1 protein-coding gene is annotated in these 1,157 nt (G+C 65.0%); it reads right to left on the bottom strand.

The window, feature by feature from the left end:
* Positions 1–1,157, bottom strand: a 1,157-nt coding sequence (locus tag ACH4EW_RS32460) for a glycosyltransferase (RefSeq protein WP_398263159.1), incomplete at both ends; no start/stop codon positions are given.

Here is a 1,157-nt window from a genome sequence, read left to right as displayed (position 1 = left end):
CCGTTGTTCGGTAGCGGTGCTGTGTGCGACCCGGACCTGCCGCTGCCCCACCGTATTGAGCCCTTGATTGTCCTGACGGTGTCGCCGAGGCGCTTGGCCAGCGTGTTGCGCCGGGCGGGTGCGGACGTGCTCTGGGGGGCTTCCTGGTTCTCGCTTTCGTCGGTCAGCCAGTCCAGACGTGTCCAGTCCGTCCACTCGGCTGCCCGGACACGGAACTCGGGGGGCGGCCCGAACCTGATGTTCGGGGCCTGTGTGGTGTCGAGGGACTTGATGTGCTCGTTGAACTGCCGCAGGAGGAATATCGGACCGGTGCTGGCGCCCACGTTCTTCGACTTGATGGCCAGCTCGAGGACACCCCTGGCGTAGGCGTCCTTGTTGTTGATGTCCGGCAGATTGTCCAGAACCTGCTTCATGAAGCGGCTTCGGGGGTGTGTGACGATGAACTGGTTCCCGAAGCGGCCTTCCTGGTAGGCGACTTCGGCGGCCTGGTGGATGTGGTCCGCGGTCACGGGTGCGTTCTCTTCGAGTCCGAGCAGTCTCCGTACGCTCTTGGGGTCGCGAAGCATGGGACCGAACATCGGCAGGGTGTCGTCGCCCTTGGGCAGCATCACGCCCTCGGGACGCAGCACCACCTCTCCGGGGCCCAGGTCCACATCGAGATACACCCCGCCGTGCTTGTGGAGGAGGGCGTACCTGGCGATGTCGGAGGCCATCGCGAAGCTGTTCTCCTTGCGCGCGGCCTCGTACAGCTTGGACACCTTGGAGGGCAGCTTCTCCCCGCCGGGGGTCTTGTCCTTTTTGAACAGGTCCTCGACCCTGCCTTGATGAACGGTGCCGGAATCCACCAGGTCCTTGAGGAACTCCTTGTTGTTGCGCCGGCCGCCCTCGTCCGTCCAGATCGTCAGCTTCCACTGTGTTTCTTCTGCCTTGGCCGCCCATGTCCGGAGGTTGGCGCGGGCACTGTCCGTCAGTTCGCCACCCAGCCAGACGAAATTGAGTTCTTTGGGGACCATGGCCGACGGGCCGAGACCGGCGCCCACGTAGTGGACCGGACCGGCAGGAGATGCATCGCCGGCCGACGCGGTCGCGGTGCTCTGGGACAAAGCCGTGTCGGCAGGCTGCTGCGTGATCTCCGACTCGGCGTTGAGCAGCAGGCC

This window comes from Streptomyces sp. NPDC018000 (assembly GCF_044328025.1).
GTDB lineage: Bacteria > Actinomycetota > Actinomycetes > Streptomycetales > Streptomycetaceae > Streptomyces.
The sequence above is the reverse complement of the archived record's forward strand: the minus strand, read 5'-3'. Positions and strand labels throughout refer to the sequence as shown.